This window comes from Gluconacetobacter diazotrophicus PA1 5, assembly GCF_000067045.1.
GTDB lineage: Bacteria > Pseudomonadota > Alphaproteobacteria > Acetobacterales > Acetobacteraceae > Gluconacetobacter > Gluconacetobacter diazotrophicus.
The window spans coordinates 3660347-3680001 of record NC_010125.1 but is presented as its reverse complement, the minus strand read 5'-3'; the positions used below and the strand labels follow the sequence as shown (position 1 = coordinate 3680001).

At 62.5% G+C, this 19655-nt stretch carries 23 protein-coding genes and 4 pseudogenes; 9 read left to right on the top strand and 18 right to left on the bottom strand.

From position 1 onward, the window contains the following. Window positions 1-149: 149 nt before the first annotated feature. From GDI_RS17010 to GDI_RS16990, 6 genes are read right to left on the bottom strand one after another with little or no spacing between them, the layout of a single operon-like run. Window positions 150-365, bottom strand: a complete 216-nt coding sequence (locus tag GDI_RS17010; RefSeq protein ID WP_012228279.1) for a hypothetical protein — start codon at window positions 363-365, stop codon at window positions 150-152. Continuing rightward, window positions 362-562 (bottom strand): helix-turn-helix domain-containing protein, encoded by a 201-nt coding sequence (locus tag GDI_RS17005; RefSeq protein ID WP_012228278.1) that lies wholly within the window; start codon window positions 560-562, stop codon window positions 362-364. Before GDI_RS17005 ends, GDI_RS17010 begins: the two co-directional genes overlap by 4 nt. Next, window positions 562-831 (bottom strand): hypothetical protein, encoded by a 270-nt coding sequence (locus GDI_RS17000; RefSeq protein WP_157871073.1) that lies wholly within the window; start codon window positions 829-831, stop codon window positions 562-564. The genes GDI_RS17005 and GDI_RS17000 overlap by 1 nt, the downstream gene beginning before the upstream one ends. Further along, a complete protein-coding gene (locus GDI_RS20520; protein ID WP_269446537.1) occupies window positions 828-956 on the bottom strand; it encodes a hypothetical protein in 129 nt (42 codons plus the stop codon). The genes GDI_RS17000 and GDI_RS20520 overlap by 4 nt, the downstream gene beginning before the upstream one ends. Beyond that, window positions 953-1228 (bottom strand): hypothetical protein, encoded by a 276-nt coding sequence (locus GDI_RS16995; RefSeq protein WP_041249569.1) that lies wholly within the window; start codon window positions 1226-1228, stop codon window positions 953-955. Before GDI_RS16995 ends, GDI_RS20520 begins: the two co-directional genes overlap by 4 nt. Further along, window positions 1225-1452, bottom strand: coding sequence for a hypothetical protein (locus GDI_RS16990; protein WP_012228275.1), 228 nt, complete (start codon window positions 1450-1452; stop codon window positions 1225-1227). The genes GDI_RS16995 and GDI_RS16990 overlap by 4 nt, the downstream gene beginning before the upstream one ends. A 357-nt stretch (window positions 1453-1809) precedes the next feature. On the opposite strand from GDI_RS16990, the gene GDI_RS16985 reads away from it, so the two are divergent. Next, a complete protein-coding gene (locus GDI_RS16985) occupies window positions 1810-2022 on the top strand; it encodes a helix-turn-helix domain-containing protein (RefSeq protein WP_041249568.1) in 213 nt (70 codons plus the stop codon). Then, window positions 2019-2288: a hypothetical protein gene (locus GDI_RS19875; RefSeq protein ID WP_012228272.1), complete on the top strand. Its 270-nt coding sequence runs from the start codon at window positions 2019-2021 to the stop codon at window positions 2286-2288. The genes GDI_RS16985 and GDI_RS19875 overlap by 4 nt, the downstream gene beginning before the upstream one ends. An 821-nt stretch (window positions 2289-3109) precedes the next feature. Here the strand turns inward: GDI_RS19875 and GDI_RS16980 are convergent. From GDI_RS16980 to GDI_RS16970, 3 genes are all read right to left on the bottom strand, one after another. Then, window positions 3110-3892: a hypothetical protein gene (locus tag GDI_RS16980; protein ID WP_041249567.1), complete on the bottom strand. Its 783-nt coding sequence runs from the start codon at window positions 3890-3892 to the stop codon at window positions 3110-3112. 426 nt (window positions 3893-4318) lie between these two features. Then, window positions 4319-5332, bottom strand: coding sequence for a hypothetical protein (locus tag GDI_RS16975; RefSeq protein ID WP_041249894.1), 1014 nt, complete (start codon window positions 5330-5332; stop codon window positions 4319-4321). A 579-nt stretch (window positions 5333-5911) separates the two neighbouring features. Beyond that, window positions 5912-7141: a tyrosine-type recombinase/integrase gene (locus tag GDI_RS16970; protein WP_012228256.1), complete on the bottom strand. Its 1230-nt coding sequence runs from the start codon at window positions 7139-7141 to the stop codon at window positions 5912-5914. 286 nt (window positions 7142-7427) lie between these two features. Here GDI_RS16970 and GDI_RS16965 point away from each other — a divergent pair, with 286 nt between their 5' ends. Beyond that, window positions 7428-8717, top strand: a complete 1290-nt coding sequence (locus tag GDI_RS16965; protein ID WP_231854149.1) for a tyrosine-type recombinase/integrase — start codon at window positions 7428-7430, stop codon at window positions 8715-8717. Here the strand turns inward: GDI_RS16965 and GDI_RS20665 are convergent. Continuing rightward, window positions 8665-8844, bottom strand: a pseudogene (locus GDI_RS20665) (helix-turn-helix transcriptional regulator); the annotation flags it as partial. The gene GDI_RS16965 and the pseudogene GDI_RS20665 sit on opposite strands and share 53 nt — an antisense overlap. A 100-nt stretch (window positions 8845-8944) precedes the next feature. On the opposite strand from GDI_RS20665, the pseudogene GDI_RS16960 reads away from it, so the two are divergent. After that, a pseudogene (locus GDI_RS16960) lies at window positions 8945-10002 on the top strand (IS481-like element ISGdi10 family transposase). Between the two features lie 116 nt (window positions 10003-10118). On the opposite strand, the gene GDI_RS16955 reads toward GDI_RS16960, so the two are convergent. From GDI_RS16955 to istA, 6 genes and pseudogenes are all read right to left on the bottom strand, one after another. Next, the gene (locus GDI_RS16955; protein WP_157871072.1) at window positions 10119-10361 is read right to left on the bottom strand and encodes a hypothetical protein; all 243 of its coding nucleotides are present in this window, start codon (window positions 10359-10361) and stop codon (window positions 10119-10121) included. After that, the gene (locus tag GDI_RS16950) at window positions 10354-11016 is read right to left on the bottom strand and encodes a hypothetical protein (protein WP_041249565.1); all 663 of its coding nucleotides are present in this window, start codon (window positions 11014-11016) and stop codon (window positions 10354-10356) included. Before GDI_RS16950 ends, GDI_RS16955 begins: the two co-directional genes overlap by 8 nt. After that, the gene (locus GDI_RS16945; protein ID WP_157871071.1) at window positions 11013-11480 is read right to left on the bottom strand and encodes a hypothetical protein; all 468 of its coding nucleotides are present in this window, start codon (window positions 11478-11480) and stop codon (window positions 11013-11015) included. The genes GDI_RS16950 and GDI_RS16945 overlap by 4 nt, the downstream gene beginning before the upstream one ends. A gap of 5 nt (window positions 11481-11485) precedes the next feature. Then, the gene (locus GDI_RS16940; protein ID WP_012228247.1) at window positions 11486-12550 is read right to left on the bottom strand and encodes a DNA cytosine methyltransferase; all 1065 of its coding nucleotides are present in this window, start codon (window positions 12548-12550) and stop codon (window positions 11486-11488) included. Window positions 12551-12639: 89 nt separating this feature from the next. Then, a pseudogene (gene istB / locus GDI_RS16935) lies at window positions 12640-13418 on the bottom strand (IS21-like element ISGdi17 family helper ATPase IstB). After that, window positions 13408-14926: pseudogene (gene istA, locus GDI_RS16930) on the bottom strand (IS21-like element ISGdi17 family transposase). The pseudogenes istB and istA overlap by 11 nt, the downstream one beginning before the upstream one ends. A gap of 113 nt (window positions 14927-15039) precedes the next feature. Here istA and GDI_RS16925 point away from each other — a divergent pair. Then, window positions 15040-15402, top strand: a complete 363-nt coding sequence (locus GDI_RS16925; protein ID WP_041249563.1) for a hypothetical protein — start codon at window positions 15040-15042, stop codon at window positions 15400-15402. A 19-nt stretch (window positions 15403-15421) separates the two neighbouring features. Here the strand turns inward: GDI_RS16925 and GDI_RS16920 are convergent, their stop codons facing one another. Both GDI_RS16920 and GDI_RS16915 read right to left on the bottom strand, forming a co-directional pair. Further along, complete coding sequence (locus tag GDI_RS16920; RefSeq protein ID WP_041249562.1) at window positions 15422-15727, bottom strand: BrnA antitoxin family protein; 306 nt, start codon at window positions 15725-15727, stop codon at window positions 15422-15424. Beyond that, window positions 15705-15971 carry a BrnT family toxin gene (locus GDI_RS16915; RefSeq protein ID WP_041249561.1) on the bottom strand — a complete coding sequence of 89 codons (267 nt, stop codon included), beginning with the start codon at window positions 15969-15971 and terminating at the stop codon, window positions 15705-15707. Before GDI_RS16915 ends, GDI_RS16920 begins: the two co-directional genes overlap by 23 nt. Window positions 15972-16042: 71 nt before the next feature. Between GDI_RS16915 and GDI_RS16910 the strand changes: the two genes are divergently transcribed. The 4 genes from GDI_RS16910 to GDI_RS16895 all read left to right on the top strand — a co-directional run bounded on the left by GDI_RS16910 (window position 16043) and on the right by GDI_RS16895 (window position 19636). Continuing rightward, on the top strand, window positions 16043-17350 hold the full coding sequence (locus GDI_RS16910; protein WP_012228236.1) for a DNA circularization protein: 1308 nt from the start codon (window positions 16043-16045) through the stop codon (window positions 17348-17350). Window positions 17351-17412: 62 nt separating this feature from the next. After that, complete coding sequence (locus tag GDI_RS16905; RefSeq protein ID WP_012228234.1) at window positions 17413-18615, top strand: phage baseplate assembly protein; 1203 nt, start codon at window positions 17413-17415, stop codon at window positions 18613-18615. Continuing rightward, a complete protein-coding gene (locus GDI_RS16900) occupies window positions 18612-19124 on the top strand; it encodes a phage baseplate assembly protein (RefSeq protein WP_012228232.1) in 513 nt (170 codons plus the stop codon). The genes GDI_RS16905 and GDI_RS16900 overlap by 4 nt, the downstream gene beginning before the upstream one ends. A gap of 11 nt (window positions 19125-19135) precedes the next feature. Next, the gene (locus GDI_RS16895; protein ID WP_012228230.1) at window positions 19136-19636 is read left to right on the top strand and encodes a phage GP46 family protein; all 501 of its coding nucleotides are present in this window, start codon (window positions 19136-19138) and stop codon (window positions 19634-19636) included. The last annotated feature ends 19 nt before the right edge of the window (window positions 19637-19655 follow it).

Genomic DNA, 19655 nt, shown 5'->3' with positions numbered 1-19655 from the left:
CCCATTCGCGTGAAAACCTATGAATGAATCATACTGTCCCGTCGATGTTCCGCGCAATACCGCATGCGGAAAATTTTTACTTGGCCACATAATGGCCGCCCCTGCGCCGCCTGTGCCCGGATCAACTGGGCCGCCGTCGTTGAACCGCTTCACGACAACATCTCCTCAATCGCCGCCACGCGCCGCTCGATCTCGTCCCCGACCCACTCCATGGCCATCGCATAGGTATCGGTATTGACCTGGCCGCCCCGCAGCGCCGCCCGACTTGTGCCGATCATCAGAACCGACAGCATGGAAAGGTCGCGTGTCTGTTGGGTGATTGCAGCGATGCGATCAGGCGTCGCCACGGGAAGCTTGCGACTCATGACCAGTCCTCCTGCTGTTGATGCTGACGGGTCACCCGGAAAGCCGGGAGACCCAATACCTCCTGCCAGTAACGGGAGCATGTGACGCGCGGCAGGCCGAGCCGCGCGCCGATTTCCTTCCAGGTGCGTCCGGCCTCGCGCAGCCGGATCAGTTCCTTGACCTGCGCTTCGGGCCAGACTTTGCGGGGGCGGCCCATCAGGCCGCCCTCTCGTCGCGCAGCAGCATGGCTTCGAGGATCTCCAGCCGCTCAAGCTGGCGCTTCGCGAGCCACTTGATGGCTTCCGGTTCACTGTCCTCGGGCTGCCGATCCCCACAATTCAGCATCACCATCAGCTCGGAGATGCGTCGGGCGTCCTGCGCCAGGATGACCTTGTCGCGCAGGGCGTCGAGGATATCCCGCTCTTGCTCCGTGACCTTTCGGTCATGCCCCCGATTGAGGATGAACGCGCGCATTCCCTCGTTCATAGCGCGCCCTCCCGTCGGGCCAGACGCACCGCCAGCCGGCCGAGCGCTTGCCCGACGCGGATAGTCCAGGCAGACAGCGGGATCAGGATGAATAGCGCTGCCTGGCGCATGAGGGAGCGGCTCATGCCGCACCGCCTTTCCGCAGGGCAGCGGCATCCTTGTCGGCGTTCTGAGCGATCCGCTCGGCATAGGCTGCCATCCACTGAACCGCGCCGATCCAGTCCGAGACCATTTCCTCGGTAGGGGTGCGCACCAGATCCATGTCGCGGCCAATCGCAAGGGCGACGTCGCGCAGGTCGCGCGTGTGGATAGCCTGCCATTCGAGGGCGTAAGGATGGGCCAGGACGTCCTTCGCTCCGTTGGCGGCGCTCAGGCGGTGGTCGATCGTCCGTTTCATCGTGACCACTCCCCCGACAGGTCTGCGGCGTCGGTGATTTCCCCTGACAGCCGAAAGAGTTCCTCCCCAGCCTGCTGCATGGCGAAACCGAGATGAGACAGCCGCTCCTGCGTCGCCTCGAAGCAGGTCTGCCCGGCCGCGTTTCCGGCCCAGATCAGGAGTGTCGCAAGGTTCTGAACCCTGAATCCGGCGGCCGCGATGGCGCCCATGCGCTCGGGGCTCATCGGCCGCCCTCCGCCAGCACCAGCGGCGCATGAGCGGGCCGGGCCGTGTGGGTAGCCAGCGTTTCCGGCTGGGCGAAACCTGCCAGCGCGACGAAAAAGAGGATCGCCATTGCAACCGAGGTCCCGGTTGCGCGTACGAGTGTCCATGCCCACGATCGTGGGTGCGTGCTATAGGCACGATCAGCCATTGCCTGCTCCTGGTGTGAGCGGTTGTGGTTAGGCCGGATTGGAAGGCTCCTACCCCTTCCGTCCGGCCGCCTTGTCACAAGGTGACAAGGTCGCGTCAATGTGCCACCCTTCTTCTTGAAGTCAATAACTTTGTCACAGGGTGACACTTTGAACGCTGCACAATGCAGGATGGCGCGGGCAGCACTGCAGATTAGCGTCCGCGATTTGGCTGCCGCAGCGGAGGTATCGCCAACCACGATCACCCGCCTTGAGCGCGGCGAATCCCTCTATCTCAGAACCATCGACGCGGTCCGCGCAGCTTTAGAAGTGGCGGGCATAGAATTTATTGCCGAAAACGGCGGCGGGGCTGGGGTAAGGCTGAAAAAGGAGATCACGACGTGACCGAGAATGTTCCGAGGGAACTGAAAGCCCTTCTTCGTGAGAATTTTTTGGCAACGAGCCACCCTCGCAAATCAAGCACCAAGTCCATTCGTTCAAAGATGCATCTTGATAGAATATATCCAACAGGAGGAAATGAGATATTTATAGAATTTTCGAATGGGCCTGATAAACATCGTGGGAATTCAATAATAATATGCCTATCGGAGAAATTTATTTCTTCTGAAACGGCCATTATTGATTTTCACAAAAATAAAAACATTACTTGAAAAATAAATACGCAATAAAACATTAAACTGTCATAAAGCGCCATGATATGATTTTACTCGTCGGTCCAAATGGGGAAATTTTCTATCCGAACAGCAAAGAGTTTCTTAACTATGTCGGATAGTTTGGCCATGATATTGATTTAATCTCTTACGCGATCAAAAATCTTGGATTTGCTGCCACAGCGACATTCCCACGCTATACACGCATCCGTTTCCAGCCAACGCTGTTTCCGAAACAATGCCTCCAAACAATACTCGAGCTTATCCTTTATCAAGGGACGCCGAACATCGTCCTCGAACGCGTTGGCACGCTGTATGCTCCGCTGGAGGTAATAAGAAATCTCAATGATGCCGTCGCTCGTCTGAATGCGCTCCAAGTCGCAACACCGAACGAAAACGCGGCGCCCGGAACACCCAACATCATCGGCCTGTCCCTGGACCGACTTCAAGATCCCAAGCGTGCCAATATGCGAATGGCATTTGAGATTTGGAAAGAAGCAAGGCGATATGTCACAACGCGGAACATCGGCGGGATTTCCGACAACCCCGCGTTTGGAGGTGGGGCAGTGGCGTGGATGCCAGGACGTGATCGATGCCTGATCGAGTCATGGCCGCAGACCTACAGCCTATACAGCGATTCTCCATATGAAAATCTCATTGGTCGCGACGTCAGAGACCTGCCTGACGCTGCCTATATCCTGCCGACCACGCGCAGCTATTTTGCCGCCGCCCATGATCAAGTCCCGCGTTTAGAACTCATCGAGGCGCTGATGACGCGCCTCGATGGTTCCCAGTTTTGGTGTCGCTATGAGCGGCTGGTTTTACCGTGGCGCACCAGCGCGGAGGATGTTTTCGTCTGCTCTGTACCGTTGGTCAGGTTGGTTCGGAGCCGCTAGATTTTTCAGCACATGATTGGTCAGGACATCCGGTGTTTCCCAACTAAGAAGGCATTCGAAGGTGCGCCACGCTCCGAGGATTTTCATGCCTGGCTGCACGGGAGGATTTCCATATAGCGGCAGCAGGGTGCGCGCCAATGGCCCAGCCTCGATCATGCCAATGGCGAAGTCGGGGTTCCATGCAGCCAGTGAAATGCTTCGCATCATGGCGACGGTCAGGATAGGCAACCGCTTGCGTCGAAGGCTGGGGTGGCACCAAAGGCCACCAGCGAATACGACGCGCCCATTGATTTCAGAAGCCATTGGGGCCTCGGCAACCCATTTCTCGTTCGGGTCCATCTGCGTTTCTGGATCGCGATAGGCAAATCGCCCTGATTCCCACTCCGCCTGCAGTGTGCTCGTCGGCCAATCATAGCGGCGCAGAATCAATGTCACCACCGGCTCTCCGCTGGCTTGGCCCTCGATATAGATGACGTTGTCTCGGTTGATATCTGACAATTCCGGGTCATAAATCGGCGACAGCGGCTCCCACGTGTCCTGATGTCGCCGATTTACTTCGACCAAGCGGTCGAAATCACGCCCCATGTGCCATGATATGCCCAGTCGGCGCGCAGACTCGGCAAGTTGAAGGAAATATCGGCCGATTTCCATCTTGGGGCCGTGGTTGATCTCAATCGCGTCCAGGAATGGACGGAGTTGCGTTCCCATATAAATAGCATCCCTCTTGGGCGAGATTGCCCGAGGAATTTATTACTTATTTCCTAAAATAATGATTTGATCTGGTTAATTTGTTCTTTTATTATTATGTACTATGCACACACATACGATATAATTAGTTAACATTTAGTAAATGTAGATATTTTTAAAATAATAATCTGGTCGATATTTATGTATTAAGATGTCCGGATTGGAAATAGTATTTATATATATACCAATTAGGACATGTAATTTATTTGTTTGTTATACAGACCTCTGTCCGCATGGAGACCGCTTCAGCCCAAGAATCCGTCACCACCGGTCTCACGGTGCCCCACTGCTTTAACCCTGGTGCGGCCGGACCGACCAGAAAATGCAATGTCGGACGCGCTTGGCGCCAGTAGCTGTATGAGAGTTGCGATCACGCCGCCATTCCGCTCAGGCTGCCCTCCGCTTCCGCGCCGCCATCACGGTGGCAGGGGAGACGCCGGCCATGGCTGCAATGGCGCGTAAGGACAGGCGCTGCCCCTCGGGCGTGTTCAGGATGCGCTCCACCGCCGCCCGGCGCTGGGATGCCGTGTTCAGATTGAACGGGCGGCCATCGCCGCCGGCCGGGCCATCAGGGGCCGCGCGTCCCTTAAAGTCTATGCGGCAGGAATCTGCCTCTTGGGCGGTCTTTGTTCCATTGCCAGATTTCCCGGCATGGGCGGCCTGTAGCCGCTCAAGATCAGCCAGCACGGCCTCAGTGGCATCATAGGTGCCTTGGCTGTCTACCTGAAAGCGCAGCCGGGTGATCACGTCAGACAGGTTACGGGCCGGCAAGTCTTTGTTCACCATGTCGCCCAGCGCCCACCGGCGAAAGTCCGCGCCCTGGCTCAGGTATTCACGCTGCCTGTTCCCGTCCGCCGTGTTGCGGTCGTCCTGTAGGCGTTCCCATGCCTCAAGCTCGGCCAGAGCATCGGGGATCGTCGTCGGCCATGGCTTTGCGTTGCCCAACGCGGTGCGGACGCGCGACGTGGGGCCGAAAAGCTCGCCATCGAACGTATCCGCATTGTCGCCGCCGCGCTTCTCGCGGAAGGGCTCGATAGCATCGTCGAAGGCCCGCTCGTCCGGCGTGGGGGCAAAAACGGCTTCTTCCGACCCATACCGGACGATGACTTCCGCGATCTCGACGGCATGTTCGGCCATCCACCGACGGCATTTGGCCCGTTCCTGCGCGGCATAGGCCCGCACATGGGCCGGATTGCTCATGTTGTAGAAGGTGAAGCCGCCAGCACCAGGCTCGGGGCCTGCCAGACCCGCGATCAGGTCCGGCACGTCCTCAAGCGCATAGCCGTGCGGTTCGATCATAGCCGCCGCCCTGGCGCGCGCCGCCTGCGCCTCCCCTCCGGCTCCGCGCTCGGCCAGCGCCCAGACCTTCGCAAGCGTTTCGATGTTCAGTGCCGCCGCCATGCCCATGCTCCCTGTTCAAATTGAACATAGCAGAAGCCGGAGGGGCCGTCAGTCCACTGAGAGTCGGGTTTCCTCTGTCCGACCTGTCCGACCCGATTTTGTCCTGTGGCGTTCAGCCGATCCCGGCCCGATGTCTTGGGGTGGCCGTTCATCCAGGGCCCGAGTGTACGGGTGGTGCTGAGCCCGAGCGAAATATCCCAGCCCGCACCCAAAAAACGGCAGTCTTCTGCGGGTTCTACGGCGGGCGAGCGCGTGTACGCCCGCCGGGTCCGAACTTGGACAAATCAGGTAGGGGGCGCCCCAAAAGTGGCGGTATTCTGCGGATGATACCTCGGATTCGCTCTGCCGGGCGGCGGGGGGCTTTCTGCTGCTCCCAGCAAGGTGGAGCACGCGGAACACCGAAAAGATGACAGGTCCGCACAGCAAGCGGTCGGTTACACCGGTTACACCGCCCATATCGATAGGTGTAACCGGCACCACCCTCAGAAAAATGGCAGCATCCCGCCATTCGGAGCGTCCCGTTACACCGGTTACACCGGTTACACCGGAAAAAAGTATGTCCCCGTCGATTCCCGGCCCTTACGACTGCCGGTCAGCTTCGCCGTTGCCCGCTGCCAGCACCCAGCGCGCCCAATCCTCCATCATCTGCCGGCGCTTCTCGAACAGGTCGCCGCGGCGATAGGCTGCCTCGACCTTGTCGCCGATCGCGTGCGCCAGGGCCATCTCGGCCACCTCGCGGGGATAGTCGGTTTCCTCGGCTGCCCAGTCGCGGAAGGTGGATCGCAGGCCATGGACGGTGACGGCCTTTGTCCCGGCCGCCAGGTGAAGGGCCTTGGACAGCGCGACATCGGACAGAGTCTTGCCGCGCTTCTGGCCCGGGAACACGAAGTCGGCGCCCTTCGGATCTCGCAGCGGTTCGACCTCTCTCAAGATCGCCAGCGCGGATCCAGACATCGGCACGCGATGCTCCTGCCCGGCCTTCATCTTGTGCGCCGGCACGATCCAGATGCCGGCCTTCATGTCGATTTCCGACCAGACGGCCGATCGGACCTCTCCAGATCGGGAAGCCGTCAGGCAGGCGAAGCGGACGGCCTTGGCAGCAACGCCCTGGGATGCGCCCAGGGCGGCCGTCACCTTGCCGATGTCCTTCCGATCAACAGCCGCATGGTGCTCGACCTTCGCGACGGCCGAGGGCTTCGGCAGGATCGCCGCCAGGTGCCCCTTCCACCGAGCCGGATTGTCGCCGTCACGCCAGCCATGTGTCCGGGCATAGTCCAGCACGCGCTCAAGGCGCCCGCGCAGCCGGTCGGCGGTTTCGGTCTTCGTGGTCCAGATTGGCCGCAGCACGGCCAGCACGTCGTCGGTGTCGATCCCGACCACGGCCTTGTCTCCACAGAGCGGGAATACCAGCCGCTCGAACGAACTGATCCAGATATTCGCAGCCCGCGGGTCACGCCAGCCCGGGGTCTGTTCCTCGATGTAGCGAGTGGCAGCCGTCTGTAGAGTCACGCCGCTTTCTTTCTTGCGTTCGGCCAGGTCACGGTCCCGCTGCACAATCGGGTCGATGCCGTCCATCAACAGATGGCGGCCGTCAGCCGCGAGACGCCGGGCCTGCGCGAGGCTGACGTCCTGGACCGGTCCTAGGCCCATTTCGCGGCGCTTGCCGGTCGTCGGGCTGGTGTAGCGGAACGTCCAGACCTTCGATCCACCCTTCGCGACCACCCAGAGATTGCCGCCGTCTGCGAGCGCCCCATCCTTGAGGGCGCCGACCTGACGGACGGTTAGACGATGCGGCGCGACCCGACTCATAACCTTCGCTATCCCTCTTGCTATCCCTCTTAGAAACCGGGCTTACCGGGAACAGATGCGAACGCCCGCGAACAGGCGCTTCCCTATATCTATGTGAAACACAGACTTTTTGGGATGGTCAAGGACACACAGGAACGTGAGTTAGGTGGAAACCCCCTCCACCAATTCTCCATATCAAACAATCGCATAACGTCTCTCAGGGCTGGTTTTCCGCGCCCTGTTGCGTCATTCTTCATCTCACTTGTTCTCGTTTTGTCTCACGTTGTCTCATCGGATTGTGGGCATCGTGTGGGCATCGTCGAGGGTGGAATGTGGGCATCGGAGAATCGGCGTGCTGACAGATACTCAGGCTCGGGCGGCGAAGCCTCGTCAGAAGGGATACAGGCTGCCGGATCAGGGCGGCCTGTTCCTGTTTGTGACCCCTGCTGGCGGGAAGATCTGGCGGCTGCGCTATCGGCAGGCGGGGCGGGAACAGACCCTGACGTTCGGTGCTTATCCGGAGATGTCCCTGGCTGACGCGCGCGAGGCCGCGGTGATGGCCAGGCGGCGCATTCGCGCCAACGAACCCGCCGCTATGGTGGCCCCAGCCGGGGCCGTGCCGGCGCCGGCGTTCGAGCTTGTGGCTCGCGAATGGCATGAGAACCGGCGCGACCTGTGGACGGCGCAATATGCCCTGGACGTCATACGAAGCCTGGAGCGCGATGTGTTCCCCGCGATCGGACGCCTGCCGATCGCTACGCTGACGCCGACTGCCGTTCTGGACGTGCTGCGGGCCATACAGGAACGAGGGGCGATCGAGACGGCCCATCGCGTCCGCCAGAGGATCAGCGATGTGTTCGTCTATGCGATCGCGTCTGGGATAGCGACATCGGATCCTGCGGCCATTATTGCATCCGCATTGCGGCCCGTGGTGCGCGGCAGGCAGCCGGCGATCACCAGCCTGCCTAAGGCCCGCGACATGATCCAGGCTGTCGAGCGCGAAGACGCCCACCCCGTGACCCTGTTGGCCTTGCGCCTGCTTTATCTGACCGCCGTACGGCCCGGCGAACTACGGGCGGCCAGGTGGTGCGAGTTCGAGGGGCTGGATGGCGAGCGGCCGATCTGGGTGATCCCCGCTGCCCGGATGAAAATGAAGCGGGAGCATCTGGTGCCACTGTCCCGTCAGGCAGTCGAGGTTATCGACGCCCTGCGCCCATTCAGTGCGCGGTGGCCGCATTTGTTCCCCAACACGCGGCGTCCGGCCCAGATCATCAGCGAAAACGCGCTTGGCTATCTGCTGAATCGGGCAGGCTTTCATCATCGCCATGTTCCGCACGGGTTCCGGTCCACGTTTTCGACCGTGATGAACGAGGAATATCCGGACGACCGGCACATCATCGACGCGATGCTGGCGCATGTGCCGCCGAACCAGACGGAAGGGGCGTATAACCGGGCGCTCTACCTGGCGCGGCGGCGCGAGCTGGCGCAGATCTGGGCCGACCTGATCCTGGCTGGGCAGGTCGGCCTGGATGATTTGACCGCGTCTAGGCGCAAAGAGGGGCGCCCTGAGGCCTATCGTGAGAGCCGGCCTGCGTAGCCGGGTCATGCTGCCGCAGCCAGTTCTGGATTGTGCTGTTGCGCCAGCGTATGCTGCCGCTGCCAAGCTTGAGCGGTCGGGGCATGTGGCCGGCACGCATGTAACGATAGATTGTCGGGCGGCTGAACTGTAGAAGTCTCGACTAAATCTGACGGATGGTGTCTGCTGAAGCTCAACCAGGGCTCGGGGGCAGACAGGCCGGACCCGCCGCATCGGAGGATATCCTCATGACCCGTGACCAGAAGATCATCCGCGCCAAAGTTGGCCTGCTGGAACTATCGAAGCAACTGGGCAACGTCTCCCAGGCCTGCAAGATGATGGGGTATTCGCGCGACAGCTTCTACCGCTTCAAGGAGCTCTACGACAAAGGCGGCGAAATCGCGCTCCAGGAACTCTCCCGCCGCAAACCCTTGCTGAAAAACCGCGTCGAGCCGGCGGTTGAGGAAGCAGTGGTCGCGATCGCCATCGAACAACCGGCCTGGGGCCAGGCCCGCGTGGCCAACGAACTGCTCAAGCGCGGCGTCACCGTCTCTCCTTTCGGGGTGCTCAGCATCTGGCGTGCGCCACGACTCGCTACATGAAGCTCCGGCTCAAGGCGCTCGAAGCCAAGATGGCCCAGGAACGGCTGATCCTCACCGAAAGCCAGCTTGCGGCCCTGGAGAAAGCCAAGGCCGACAAGGAGGCCTGGGGCGAGTTCGAGACCGAATGTCCCGGCTATTGCGGCGCCCAGGATACCTTCTATGTCGGCACCCTGAAGGGCGTCGGTCGCGTCTACCAGCAGACCTTCGTCGATACCTACAGCAAGGTCGGCTTCGCCAAGCTCTATGACCGCAAGACCCCGGTTACCGCTGCCGACCTGCTCAACGACCGCGTCATCCCCTTCTTCGAGCTGCACGATCTCCCGCTCCAGCGCGTGCTGACCGACCGGGGCACCGAATTCTGCGGCTCTCATGACCGCCATGAATACGAACTCTATCTGGCGGTGGAGAACATCGACCATACCCGCACCAAGGCGCGCAGCCCGCAGACCAACGGCATCGTCGAGCGCTTCCACAAGACCATGCTCGACGAGTTCTATCGTGTCACTTTTCGCCGCAAGATCTACGACAGCATCCACGAACTCCAGGCAGACCTCGACGAATGGATGGATGACTTCAACCGCAATCGCACCCACCAGGGACGATACTGCTTCGGCAAAACCCCGATGCAAACCTTCCTTGACGCAGCCCACCACGCCCGCGAAAAAGATATCGGGCGCCACGTCGAACACCACATGAACGCGTAGCATCCACGCCGGCCACTTCAAGCCGTCCGTCAGATTAAGTGCAAACTTCTACAGCTGAACCCGGTAATCTCGATTACCTCGCGCATCGTCAGCAGGTGGTCAATCGGATCGGGCATTCATGCCTCCTTCAACATCGTAGATTGGGCCGGGGTCGTCAGATACCCGGTCAGCTCCAACACGCGCTTGCCATCGACCGTGACCAGGCGACCGACATGCGCGATCGCGCAGGCGCCCCCGTCCTCTCGCGTGGCCCCGACATAGCCCCCCTTCCCGTCCCCATAGAGGCGCGTCTTGTAGGCTTCCTTCCCGATTGTCAGGTCCGAAAGGCAGGAATGGGAGAGCATCGGGTGATCAGCCATCGTCCCGGCCCTCCGGTGCACACTCGCGCCACCCGGGCCGGACCGTGTCCAGCGCTGCCACCAGCGCGTCCATCTCGGGCCACGGCTCGAACGCAAGCGGATCGCCTCCCGCCAGCTCGGCCTCGACGCCACGCTCGGACCGGGCAACCGCGATCGCGGCCGAGATGACGGACTGCGCCTGGTGCCGGCCGATGGTGATGCCGGCCTCGCGGCAGTCCAGGCGCTCGATCTCGGCCTGAAGGTCGGCGATCCGTTCGAGAAAAGCCGTGCTCGCTGCCCGACTCGCCGCTCGATATGCAGCGAGTTGCGTGCCTGTCCGGACGACTTCTTTTCCCTGTTCCGCGATCAGCTTATCGCGACTAGCGATCTGGGCTTCGGCGTCGGTGCGGCGGACGACAGCATCTGGCCATGCGTCTGCGCGGCGCTGGTAGATGTTTCGCATCGGCCACATGGCGCCGTTCTGGAAAATATCGCCCGGTGCCACATAGCCGACTGTCGCCAAGTCACCCGCTTCGACGCGCGTGCCGATGGCGCGGATGGCAGCCTCTGTATCGGCCTTGACCGACGGAGGTGTTCCAGTCTGGGCCACCACAATGGCGCGTTCCTGCTCATCCGTCAGCGGTAACCTCACCAGGTATTGTGTCGACTTGATCATGCGCAATACTCCGGCACCAAGCTCATAGCGATCTGCTTTCCACGATCCGTCATGATGAAATAGGTCATCCCATCCTCCCATTTATCTTGGGAATTGGGTGTCATCAGTCCACGCTGGGCCAGGGCGCACAGGACAGGATCGTTGCGACTGGTATAAAAATAATCTCGGTATCCGGCTTTCGTCGGATCGTTTCCGTTCGCGCCAAAAGCATGCAGGAGACAGTGGATTTCGGCATCGGACATTTCGTCCGCCATCGGGTCGCGCGCGGGCAGATGCACATCGGACGCTTTCTGTCGCCGGACGGTTATGTGCACGACAGAGACATCTTCGGCCCGATAAAATGCCATCATTCGCGCCTTCCCGGCAGTCGGGGCGAAATAGGTCTCTGTATGGTCATATCCGCGCACCGACACATTCCACGCCTTCCGAAGGCGTGTCGCTGGCGAAGAGTTGGTATCACTCATCATCATCACTCCGCAGCGATCACCGTCGCCCGATCGAGGGCGGTGACACGGTTTGCGTGGGCCAGCAGGGTGGCCATTCGTTTGGGGACGCTGTTGCCGATCAGGCGCATGCTTTCGGACTTGGTCAGCCGCCGGCGCTTGCCATCGATCTCGATCCATTCCGGCAGCGTCAGTTCATGCGCAGCGGCCGCCTCGGACGGTGCCAGCATCCGCATCAGGATGTCGGACAGCGCGTGCGGCTCGCCCCGGAACTGGACGGTGACGACGCCGAACCGCGCGAGCGTGGTCAGGGAGTGCAGCGGATCATCCGCGCCCTGGGCGACGCCGCCCTGCCCGTAATATTTGGTCAGGAACGCCGCGACGGCCGCGATATGGTTACCGCCGGCGGACAGGGTCGGCACCGGCTCACGAATATCGGCCGCCGTGCTGGTGCCGCGCAGCTTCGCTAGGCTGGCCGCCGCGACATATTTCTGCGTGCCGCGCGTGACCAGTGTCGAAAGCGGCTGGTCCATGCCGGCGCCGATCACGCCCTCGGCCACGGTGAAATTGTGCTGGACCATCCAGGCGGCGACCACAGAATGGTGCTGGATCTGCGTCTGAGTGCCCAGCGGCTGGGCCAGGTCCTGCCCTACGCTATTGCCGCGCCGCTCCTCCACGAACGACGGCACCACGACTGCAAACCCGCCGCCACGCTCTGTCGTGATCGTCCGGAGCGGCTCCAGGCCATCATGCGCCGTGATATTCGATGAATGGCAGACCGGGATGATGAACGGCCGGGGAGATTCCAGCACGAATTTCCGCAGGCCGACCGCGATCCGGTGATTGGTATTCGCGGCCAGTGGCTTGGCCCGGTCGAAAATCGACTGCATTGGGATCGACCAGTCGATGATCGTATGCGCCCCGACCCACGGCCGCAGACCCCGGGCCTTCGCCTGGTCCGCCGGCGCATGCGTCTGCTCGGGCCATTCGATCGGCTGGCCATCCCGCCGGGCAACCGCAAACCAGCGCCGACGGCTGGTCGGAATGCCGTGATCGGCGCAGCAGATATCTCGGTCCTGGTAATCCCCCATCAGTGTTAATTTCTGCTGAGATTTGACCCTGGGTTTTCATCGAGAACTGACCCGGCCTTTGGTTATCTCTGCTATGTTTTATGGGCTGGTCAAGCGGTTGCCTTTTCCTTCCGGTTCCTGGGGGCGGCGGAGCTTGCGCGGAACCGGTAGCTGTCATTTCCGGTTTCGAGGATATGACAGTGGTGGGTAAGGCGATCGAGCAGGGCTGTCGTCATTTTGGGATCACCGAAGACTTCGCCCCATTCGCTGAAGCTCAGATTGGTGGTGATGATGACGCTGGTGCGCTCGTAGAGACGGCTGAGGAGATGGAACAGCAGGGCACCGCCTGATGCGCTGAACGGCAAATAGCCAAGTTCGTCCAGGATCACGAGATCGAGGCGCAGGAGACGTTCCGCGATCTGTCCTGCGCGATTGGCGGTTTTTTCCTGTTCGAGGGCGTTGACGAGGTCGACCGTGGACCAGAACCGTATCTTCTTGCGGTGATGTTCGATCGCCTGCACGGCAAGTGCGGTGGCCAGATGGGTCTTGCCGGTTCCTGGTCCACCAATGAGGACGACGTTGTCGGCACGGTCGATGAAATCCCCGGCATGGAGTTGACGGACCATGGCCTCGTTGACCTCGGCGGCCGAGAAATCGAACCCTGCCAAATCTTTGTAGGCCGGGAACCTGGCAGTCTTGGTTTGATAGGCGATGGAGCGCACCTCTCGCTCGGCGAGTTCCGCCTTCAAAAGCTGGGAGAGGACGGGGATGGCGGCCTCGAATGCCGGCGCACCTGTTCGGTCAGTTCGGCCGTGGCCTGGGCCATGCCATACATCCGCAGGCCGCGCAGCATGACGACGAGGGCACCGGCCGCGGGATCATGACGCATGACGGGCCTCCCCGCGCAGGGCGTCATACCGTCCGGTATCGGCCTGAGGCTCGCGTTCGAGCACCAATGCCTGCGGCGCGTCGAGCCTGGGTGCTCCTGTTTTCTTGGCGTCCGTCAGACGATGCAACGTATTGAGGACGTGTGTCTTGGTGGCTACTCCCTCCTCGAGCGCGAGTTCAACCGCGCAAAGCACGGCCTGCTCATCATGCTGCAGCACCAGGGCGAGGATCTCGACCATTTCCCGGTCGCCGCCCGTGCGCCGGAGGAGGTGCGTCTGCAGCGTCCGGAACGCCTCGGGCAATTCAGAGAAGGGTGCGCCATTGCGCAAGGCCCCGGGTTTGCGCTGGAGCACCGCCAAGTAATGCCGCCAGTCATAGATCGTGCGACCGGGCACGCCGTGGGACCGCTCGACGATCCGGGGATGTTCGCATAGGATCCGCCCCTCGGCCGCGATCACCAACCGGTCGGGATAGACGCGCAGGCTGACCGGCCGATTGGCAAAAGAGGCGGGCACACTGTAGCGGTTGCTTTCGAACTGCACGAGGCAAGTCGGCGAAACCCGTTTGGTATGTTCGACGAACCCGTCGAACGGGCGCCCTGGAACCATCAGGTGAGGCACTTCCGCCGCATGGGCCTCGGCGAGGCTGCCGGGCAATTCGACATGCCTCAAGATAGTCCAACGTTCCCGGCAACGCGCCTCGAGCCAGACGTTCAGGGAGGCCAGATCAGGAAAATGCGGCATCTCCTGCCAGATCTGCCGCCGGGCGTCCTGGACGGTCTTCTCGATTTGACCTTTCTCCCAACCCGCTGCCGGATTGCAGAACTCCGCCTCGAACAGATAATGGCTCACCAGGGCCGAAAAACGCAGATTGACCTGGCGGACCTTGCCGGGCCCAACCCGGTCCACGGCGGTTTTCATATTGTCAAAAATACCTCGACGCGGCACCCCGCCCAAAACGCGAAAGGCTTCCGTCAGCGCGTCGAACAGCATCTCGTGAGTCTGGAGCGGATACGCCCGCAGAATGAAGGCCCGGCTGTAGGACAGCTTGGTGTGGGCGACCTGCAGCTTGACGCGCCGCCCCCCGATCACCGCCCAGTCCTCTCCCCAGTCGAACTGGAAGGCCTCTCCGGGTTGAAAGCGCAACGGAACGAACACGCCGCGTCCCGTCGTCTGCCGCGCCCTTTGCTGTTCCGCCTTCCGTTCGGATAAGCCGCAACCGTCCAAACGATCCGTCATAACCCGGCGCTACAAGATCCACATGCAGGCGCCGCCCCGTGCGGCGCTGCTTGCGCGACTTTGACGTCTCCAGAGCAAGCCAGGTCGCCAGTTTCTCCGCAAACGGGTCCAGCCGGCTCGGACGCTCGGCAACCTTGAACTGCGGCTCAACCGTCTCCGCCCGGAGATACTTGCGGATCGTGTTGCGCGACAATCGCGTCCGACGCTCAATCTCGCGGATCGGTACATGATCCCGGTAATGCCACCGCCGGATCACACTCAACAATTCCATGCTGATCACTCCTTTAACCCCCGGACAGTTGCTCCGGGGAAGTGTCAGACACGGGTCAATTCTCAATGAAAATTTCCGCCCCTACAGGGTCAGTTCTCGCTGGAAATCAACAAATGACGGACCAGCAAAGGCTGGAGGTTCTGGGCTACGCCCACAACCAAGGCGCCGGGGCGGCGCTGACGTTCCTCAGGACCGGGAAGGTCGGTTCTGATGCGAATGGCACGCCGGGAACAGCCTATTCCGACCTGATCGCCAGAAATTTTGCGGCGTCCGCACCGCCCGTCACTGTCCCGTCAGGAAACGTCAACGGGCCGCCGCCGGACGCGGGGCGGCAGCAGGTGGACGTCGTGATCCGTCACGAGAACGCCCCGCCGGGATCGACGGTCCGTGCGGAATCCAGAGGCCCCGGGCTGCGCGTGTCGTCCGTCACGCAAAGCCGGGCGATGACTCCGGAATTGTCCGGGGCAGGGCTATGACGCAGTCCTGACGGTGCGCTCAGGCTTTTCGAAGCGCCTCATTGATGCGCGTCTGCCAGCCTGGTCCGCCAGAACGGAACTTGTCCAGCACGTCAGAGTCAAGGCGCAGCGAAACGGATATTTTCTTCCCGGGGTCACGCGGCCGGCCGACAGGCCGCTGGACCATGCCGGCTTCCATCCTGGCCGCAAGGGCGGGAAGGGCATCGGTGAAGCGGCGGCCCTGGGCAAGTTGTTCGTCCGTAGCCTCGGGCGCATCCGGGTCCGCGGCCATCATCGCCTGGACCTGATCTTCCGTGAGGTCCTTAAGAGATTTCAGCTTCTTCATAACGCTTCCGCTCCTTCCGGCTCGCGGGCCGCATCGAAATCACCGATATCGCCTCGGTGCCCAGTTCGACGAACACCACGGCAATCGTCCCGTCGAGAAAGGGCCCGATGGCCATAAGGCGATCATTCTTGGCCGGAACCACGACCGAAGACATGAAAAACGAGACGGTCAGGTCGGCGAAATCCAGACCCCGTTCCTCCAGGGTTTTCAGCCGCTTCGGTTCGTCCCACGTGATCACCAGCATGGTTTATGTATATACAAAAATTAGGAACGGCGCAAGCGGCGATCGCCCTGCGGTGTCGGGAAGGATCATGAATGTCCGGTGCCCTATCATCCCTGGTCAGCACGGCGGCCGAATATCTGCAATGCTCGTTCCGTGGCGTCCCGTTCGCGGTCGTAGGAAGCGGGGGGCAGCCGGGGCGGAAATTCGCGGTTCATGACTATCCCTACCGCGACACGCCCTGGGCGGAGGATCTGGGGCGCAAGGGACGGCTCTATCGCGTCCGGGGCTTCGTCACCGGCGCGTTGGCGGCGACCCAGCGCGACCTTCTGGTCCGCGCGGTGGAGACCAAGGGCCCGGGACTGCTGCTGCATCCGTCGATCGGCGCGGTGCAGGCTGCGTGCCTGCGCTTCGAATGGCGGGAGCGGGACGGCTATTCCGGGGTGATCGACCTGGAATTCGAGTTCCTGGAGCAAAAAGACTACCTCGGCGGGCTGGTCCTGACGGCATTGCACGCCGCGATCGGGGTGGCGACGCTGGCGTTCAATGCCGCATCGTCGTCCGATTACGGCAATGCCACCGCGGCGCCCATGGCGGTCGGCGCCTCGGTCGTGGGCGCGGCGGTGGACACGGCCACCAGCTGGGCGGCCGGCGCGGTCGCGGCCCTGTCCTCGCCCGCTGCCTTCGGGGCGTCGGTGGCGACGGTGCCCGGCAATAACGGGCGCTATGCCAGCCTGAATGCCGGCACGGTCGACCCGTCGGCCACGGTGTCCACCGCTCTGGCGGCCCTGGGCACCAGCCAGCAGACGCTGGCGGCCACGGCGGCGGCGATCGCGGACCAGGCCAGCGCCAGCACGCTGGCCGCCGCCATCCTGGCGGTGCCGGAGGCCCTGCGCTCCGCCATCCCGGACCCGGGCACCCAGATCGCGCTGCTGATGCAGCTGACGTCGTACGGCCCGTCAGTGCTGGCGTCGTCGGCGCCGATCGGCGCGGCGATTGCCACGGTGCAGACGGCCACGGCGGCCCTGTGCCGTCAGGGGGCACTGCTGTCGATCGCGACAGCCTGTTCCGACTGGCAGCCGACATCGTCCAACCAGGCCGAGGCCCTGCGCCAGCAGGTCGGCATCCTGCTGGATAACGAGGCCACGATCGCCGCCGACGCCGGATATGACGCCACCTGGCAGGCCCTGCGCGCATTGCGCGCCGATGTATTGCAGGACCTCGCGCAGCGGGCCAGCCAGTTGCCCGACATCATCACGGTGACGCGCAACGCCCCGCTGCCCGCCCTGGTGCTGGCCCAGCAGGTCTATGCCGACGCCACGCGCGCCCCGGATCTGATCCAGCGGGCCAACCCGATTCATCCGGCCTTCATGCCGACCAGTTTTGATGCGTTGTCCAGCTGACCGGATGAATTACGCGGCGATCCGTTGCGGAACCAGCAGGTCGAATTTTGAAGGGCCATCCCATGGCAGGAACCACGTCATCCGTCGGCAATGAGACACTGGTCGTTGTGGGCACGGGCAATATCCAGAATGAGGCTGCGCTGGCGGTCCGGGGCGTCAAGATCACCGGCTGGACCGAGGTGCAGATCCGCTGCGGCGTGGAGACCATGCCCTGGTCGGCCGACCTGATCGCGACCGAGTGGCAGCCGGACCGCGCGACCGAGGTCACGATCAACGAGGGCGATGCGTGCCAGATCCTGATCGGCAGCGACCCGGTCATCACCGGCTATGTGATCACGGTGGACCGCGAGATGACGCTGGACAGCCATTCTGTCCACGTCGCCGTGGCGTCGAAATCGATCGACCTGGTGGAATCCGCGGCCGAGATCGCGACGTATCAGCTCAACAGCATGAACGCGCTGGCCATCATCCGGAAGCTGGCGGCGACCGCCGGCATCTCGGTCTATCCGGTGAATGGCGCAGGCAACGTCGATATCCAGATCTTCTCGATCATCCTGTCGGAAACGGCACACGAGGCGATCGAGCGGGTGTGCCGTCTGGCCAACTGCCTGTTCTATGACCGCCCGGACGGGAATATCACGCTGGCGCCCGTCGGCACGACAGTCATCCAGGGCGCATTCGCCCAGGGCCGGAATGTCGAGGCCGCGCGGGTGCGCGCCAGCCAGGCGGGGCGCTTCGCGTCGATCCAGGCGATCATTCAGGGCACGATATTCCTGACGCAGCCGCCGACCAGCAGTGATTATGTCAGCGAATTTGTGGCCAAGACCAAGCCGGTCAATGCCATTGCTTACGATCAGGGCGTCACCAATACCCGCCCCTGGCGCAAGATGCTGCTGCCAGTCGAAGGCGGCGACGACGCGAATTACGATTACGCCAAGCGTCGCGTGCAGTGGGAATCTAACCGCCGCTACGGGCGGTCACAGGTCATCGAACTGACCTGCGACAGCTGGCGCGACAGTAGCGGGGCCCTGTGGTCGCCGAACACGGTCGCACAGGTCAGTCTAAAGGCCCTCAAGCGTGACGGGATCGAATGGCTGATCGTGGAACTGGTCTTCCGCCGCGATGAAGGCGGCACGCATTGCGATGTGACCCTGATGCCGCCCCAGGCCATGACGCCCGAGCCCATCCTGCTGCCGCTCATGCAGAACGAGGCGAACCGCGCCATCACCAGCAACGACGCGGCGCCGTTGCCGGGGGGCAGGTGACCGCGCCTCTGCGGCGCCTGGGCCAGCGTATCCTGATGGCGCTGGGCATCGCGCGCCAGCTGGCCGATACCGACGAAAGCCTGACCGTCTCGCGCCTGCAGGTGGTGCTGCCGGGTGGCGAAATCCGGTCGGACGTCCCGCTGATGCAGGACTACGGGCTGGCCAGCCGTCCGGTGCCGGGATCGGATATCGTCGTGATCTTCCAGGGGGGCGACCGGACGCGCGGCGTCGCCGTCGCCAGTGGGGACCAGCGCAACCGGCCGGATTATCTCCAGGGCGGCGACGTGGCTCTCTACCACCCCGGGACCGGGTCGCGGATCTGGATGAAGGCGGACGGATCGATCCAGATCGACCCGGCCGGCGGCAAGGGCACGATCAGCGGCGACTGGACCTTCTCCGGTACGATCACGGCGGCCGATGTCATCGCCAACGGCATCCATCTGACGGATCACAAACATAGCGGCGTGCAACAGGGCAATGACCAGACCGGCGGCCCTGTCGCCACCTGACGGGTAGACGCATGGACATCGCAATATCATGGGACCCGACCACGGGAACCGGAGACTGGTCGATCGTGGGCGGCGACCTGGCGCTGGGCGACGACCTGACATCGGCGGTGATGATCTCGATCTTCACCGACCGCGTCGCGCCGGCCCAGCCCGACACGACCGATGTCGCGGTCGGTATCACCGCTCCATCCGGGCCGACCGGCAGCGCGCAGGACGATCGGCGCGGCTGGTGGGGTGATGCCTTCGCCGACGTGCCGATCGGCTCGCGCCTGTGGGAACTGGCACGGGCCGTGAAGGCCGGCGCGACGGCGATCCCGGCAGAGGTCAAGGCCGTCCTGGCCGAGGCCCTGCAATGGATGGTCGACGACGGCGTCGCGTCGTCCGTGGTCGTCGATGCGTGGTGGGACCCGGCGAACCGGCAGGCCATCGCATTCAGCGTGACGGTGACCGAGGCCACGTCCTCGACACCGATCACATTCCGTTTTTCCTGGTCGTGGCAGGAACTGTCGTAAATGCCTTATGCACGTCCTA